Origin of the sequence: Thalassolituus sp. UBA6592 (assembly GCF_002433655.1) — a bacterium.
GTDB lineage: Bacteria > Pseudomonadota > Gammaproteobacteria > Pseudomonadales > Oceanobacteraceae > Venatoribacter.
In genome coordinates, this window is the sequence record NZ_DJIO01000181.1 from 13,591 (window position 1) to 18,451 (window position 4,861).

Annotated in this window: 3 protein-coding genes; all 3 read left to right on the forward strand. The window is 54.2% G+C overall.

Annotated features, from left to right (window positions below; translation table 11 throughout):
- Positions 1–430: 430 nt before the first annotated feature.
- The 3 genes from B2Z72_RS18265 (at position 431) to B2Z72_RS18275 (ending at position 4,664) form a co-directional block, all read left to right on the forward strand.
- Complete coding sequence (locus B2Z72_RS18265) at positions 431–940, forward strand: (2Fe-2S)-binding protein (protein WP_296984193.1); 510 nt, start codon at positions 431–433, stop codon at positions 938–940.
- Between the two features lie 4 nt (positions 941–944).
- A complete protein-coding gene (locus tag B2Z72_RS18270) occupies positions 945–3,215 on the forward strand; it encodes a xanthine dehydrogenase family protein molybdopterin-binding subunit (protein ID WP_296984191.1) in 2,271 nt (756 codons plus the stop codon).
- A 102-nt stretch (positions 3,216–3,317) separates the two neighbouring features.
- On the forward strand, positions 3,318–4,664 hold the full coding sequence (locus B2Z72_RS18275; RefSeq protein WP_297005491.1) for a c-type cytochrome: 1,347 nt from the start codon (positions 3,318–3,320) through the stop codon (positions 4,662–4,664).
- Positions 4,665–4,861 lie beyond the last annotated feature (197 nt).

The following is a 4,861-nucleotide window of genomic DNA, read 5'->3' on the forward strand; positions in this document are numbered from 1 at the left end:
GAGCAGTACATTTGAGCAGTACATGCGAACAGGACACCCGTACAAATCAGGCAGTTCATGACAGGGCGCGCTGATGGAACACAGAGTGACATTCACTCAGGGAAACATTCATTGGCTCGCCTTGTCGCTTAAACCATACTGACCCAACGCGGGGACGTGTCATTCTCTATGAATGCGGTTCATAAGCCTGATTTGTTACGACGGTTTGCCGGGGAAAAGAATTCCCGGCACTCTCCGATAACTGATAGAGCAACTGATAAAACAACCGATACAGCCTGACCTGTGCAGGGTCAGCCCCCGTTCAAGGCTGCTTTTACAGCAACAGAATCAAAGCACCAGAACAGCACCGAGACGCCCAAAAACCCGGTAACCGGATGCAGAAAGACCTGCACAGCCAGATACGCGGGTTATCCAGATGAGAGGGAAAGCAATGAAACTCACCATTAATGATCAGACTTACGACGTCCAGGCGGACGACGATACGCCACTGCTGTGGGTAATCCGCGACGACCTGGGCATGACGGGTACCAAATACGGCTGCGGCCTGGCTCAGTGCGGGGCCTGTTCAGTATTGATTGACGGCCAGGTGATGCGCTCCTGCGTCACACCGGTTGGCAGTGTCGCCGGCAAAAGCATTACCACCATCGAAGCGATCGAAAACGATGATGTGGGTAAAAAAGTAGTTAAAGCCTGGACCGAACATCAGGTGCCACAGTGCGGTTACTGCCAGTCTGGTCAGGTCATGGCGGCAACAGCCTTGCTGAAAGCCCATCCGTCACCCAGCGAAGAACAGATCAACAGTGCCATGATCAATCTGTGCCGTTGCGGTACTTACAATGCCATTCACGCTGCGGTAGCCGATCTGGCCACGGAAGTGACTGTATCCAGCACACTCTCCGACCTCAGGAACAACACCCAGTCAGAAACAACAGGAGCCTAAGCCCATGAAAGCTGCAGATGAAAATCCTGTAATGACACAAGCAGAATTGTCCGATCAGCCGGTGAACGTTTCCCGCCGTCGCTTTTTACTTTCTTCCGCAGGCCTGACGGCCGGTGCGTTCGTTCTGGGTGTGGGCCTTCCCGCCGGCAAAGCCCGTGCTGCTGACAGCAAAGCATACGCAACCAAAGTCCCTGCCTTTCTGGAAATCCTGGCGGATAACAGCGTGCGCCTGCAAAGCCCGTTTGTAGAAGGTGGCCAGGGCGTTTACTCCGCCATGGCACAGATCGTCGGCGAAGAACTGGATGTTGATCCGGCCAGTTTTATTGTGGTCAGCGCTCCTGCCGGGGCCGACTATGTCGCAATGGATAATGGTATGCGCATTACCGGCGGCAGTATGTCGGTGCGTACCAGTTATACCAATATGCGTCGCCTGGGCGCCCTCGCCCGTAAAATGTTGATGGAAGCCGGAGCAGCAGCGCTGAATGTACCGTTTGCCGAACTCACTACCGAGCCTGGTAAAGTTGTGCACGCAAAAAGCGGCCGTTCCGTAACCTACGGAAAACTGGCCAGTGCCGCACTGGATATGCCAGTACCCGCACCCGAAAGCGTAACCCTGCGCGATAAAAAAGATTTCCGCTGGATCGGTAAAGCCATGGACCGTCTGGATGTTTACGACAAATCCACCGGTAAAGCCGAATACTCCATTGATATCAAAGTCGATGGCATGCTGCATGCGGCCGTACAACATGCGCCGCGTCTGGGCATGACCGTCGCAGAGGTCCGCAATCTGAGCCAGATTAAAAACATGAAAGGTGTACACTCCGTACACATTCTGGATGGCGCAGTCGCGGTGGTTGCTGAACGTTGGTGGCACGCCAAACAGGCAGCAGAAGCCGCTCAGGTTGCCTGGGCTGAAGCAGAATCTGAACCCGCCGGCGGTGTGCTGCGTAATATGCCTGCGGACTACTCTACCGATGGCCACGCGGATTTACTGGCATCCAAAACCGCTGCCGGTGTGGCCTTTGAAACAGAAGGTGATGCCCGCGCCATGCTCGACAGCGCCGATGATGTACTGGCTTCCACCTACCGTACTCAGCACGTTCATCACGCACAGCTTGAGCCACCATCCGCGCTGGCGAAATTCAATGCCGATGGCACGCTGGATATCTGGCTGCCAAACCAGGCGCAGGATATGTTCCGCGGCGATATTGCCAAACGCGCTGGCCTTAAACCTGAACAGGTAAATCTACACTCGCCCATGCTGGGCGGCTTCTTTGGCCGTCACTTCCTGTATGCCGCAGCCAGCCCTTACCCTCAGGCAATCGAGCTGGCGCAAAAAACCGGACGTCCGATCAAACTGATCTGGAGCCGTGAAGAAGAATTCCTGCGCGACACCATGCGCCCGATGGCGGCGGTTAAATTACGCGCCACGCTGGACGCCAATGGCATGCCAAAAGCACTGGAATCCATCAGCGCCACCGAAGGACCAGGACAGGCACTTTACGGTTATCAGGAAGGTAAAGCCGACAGCTTTGCGCTGGAAGGTATTTCCGGTAAAGCCTATAAAATTCCGAATGTCCGTATCGCTCAGGAATACGTTAAAAACCCGGCCATGCAGGGTTACTGGCGCTCCGTGGGCCATTCGATGAACGATTTTGTTTACGAATGTTTCTTTGATGAAGTCGCCGACAAAGGCGGTATCGATCCTTACGAATTACGTCTGCGTCTGCTGAAAGACAATGAACGCCTGACCAACCTGCTCAATGCCGTGGTTGAATTATCCGGAGGCTGGCGTCGCGGCCCCTACACTGCCGACGATGGTTCAGTGCGCGCCCGCGGCATTGCCATGGCATCACCGTTTGGCTCAGAAACCGCATCCATTGCTGAAGTATCCATTCACAATGGCGAAGTCCGGGTACACAACGTCTGGCAGGCGATTGATCCGGGTTCCGTGGTAAACCCACGGGTTGTTGAGGCTCAGGTTCAGTCCGCTGTTGCCCTTGGTCTGTCAGAAACCCTGGTAGAAGAAGCCGTGTATAAAAACGGTGAACCAACCGCGCGCAACTATGACATGTACCCTATTCTGCGGCCGTCACAAATGGCGGATGTACACGTCAAAGTCGTTGAAAGTGGCGCCAAAATGGGCGGTGTGGGCGAACCTGGCCTGCCATCCGTTCCACCAGCGGTCATTAATGCGGTTTCCCATCTGACAGGGAAACGTATCCGCAGCATGCCGCTGTCCCGTCACGATTTCAGTAAAAAAACCAAAGCGTAATCTGCGTCAGAAATAACGCATATGCACGCTCATCCGCCGGACCGCAACACTAAGGTCCGGCATTTACTGATCACACTATTCTGAGCCTCAAAAGGACAGACCATGAAAAAGTTTCTGATCGTCATACTGGCACTGATTATTATTGCCCTGCTGATGGTATGGCACGGTACACGGGTGCCTTCCTCTGCGTTTGATAACAGCAAAAATGAGAATCCGGTATCCGACGCATTGATACATCAGGGCGAATACGTTGCCCGCGCTGCAGACTGCGTTGCCTGTCACAGCACACCGGAGAGCGAACCCTTTGCCGGTGGACTGGAAATGGCCACGCCACTGGGCTCCATTTTTGCCACTAATATTACACCGGATAAAACCACAGGCATCGGCCGTTATTCGCTGGCCGATTTTGAACGTGCGGTACGTCAGGGTGTTACCCCGGATGGCAAACGACTGTATCCGGCGATGCCCTATCCGTCTTATGAAAAAATGACCGATGCCGATATCGAAGCGCTTTATGCGTATTTTATGCACGGCGTTGAACCGGTTATACAGGAAAATAAAGACTCCACCATTCCATGGCCGATGAATATGCGCTGGCCACTGGCATACTGGAACGTGTTATTTACCGAAGACGGCGTTTACCAGCCCGACAGCAGCAAAGATGAACGGTGGAACCGCGGTGCCTATCTTGTACAGGGTGCCGGCCACTGTGGCAGTTGTCATACCGAGCGTGGCTTCGCCATGCAGGAAAAAGCCCTCAGCGATGCCAGCGATAAATACCTCTCCGGTGCCACACTGGATGGCTGGTACGCCCCAAGCCTGCGCGATGATCACAACACCGGCCTTGGCCGCTGGAGCGAAGAAGACATTGCCCAGTTCCTGAAAGAAGGCCGCAATGAACACGCTGTGGTGTATGGCTCTATGACGGATGCATACAACAACTCCACACAGTTTCTCAGCGATGAAGACCTGAAAGCCATTGCGCATTACCTGAAATCACTGCCAGGCGATCCTCAGCGTGATGGAGCCCCGTGGAGTTATGATGCCACCACGGCCGATAAATTAGCCGTTAATAACCGGGCATCTGTTGCTGGTGCTCAGATTTATTATGACCACTGCAGTGCCTGCCACGGTAACGACGGCCTGGGTAAAGGTAAGTGGATTCCGCCACTGGCTGGCAGCGCCTCCTCACTGGCACCTACTCCGGTATCGTCGATAAATGCGACGTTAAACGGTTCAGGTCGTGTGGTGACTGCCGGCGTTCCTGATTCGTACCGTATGCCGCCTTACCGTAAGCAACTGAAGGATGAAGAGATTGCCGAAGTGCTGTCCTTTATCCGTACTGCCTGGGGCAACACTGGCGGCACCGTCACCGCCGAAGAGGTTGCACACCTGCGCGCTGATACAGATCCTGCCAGCAGTGATGTGATCGTATTGCAGATGCGTTAACCGATCGGCAATACACACATAGCAAAAAGAAACGCCTCCCTGATACGGAGGCGTTTTTTTATGGAGCGATAACAGTGAGTACTAACGCACGTTCAGACAGCCCTGATGCGCCGCACCGCCCAGAACGGATCCGACTCAAGCGAGAACACAGAGAGAACAGAGAACACAGAGAGAACAGAGAACAGAGAACAGAGAAC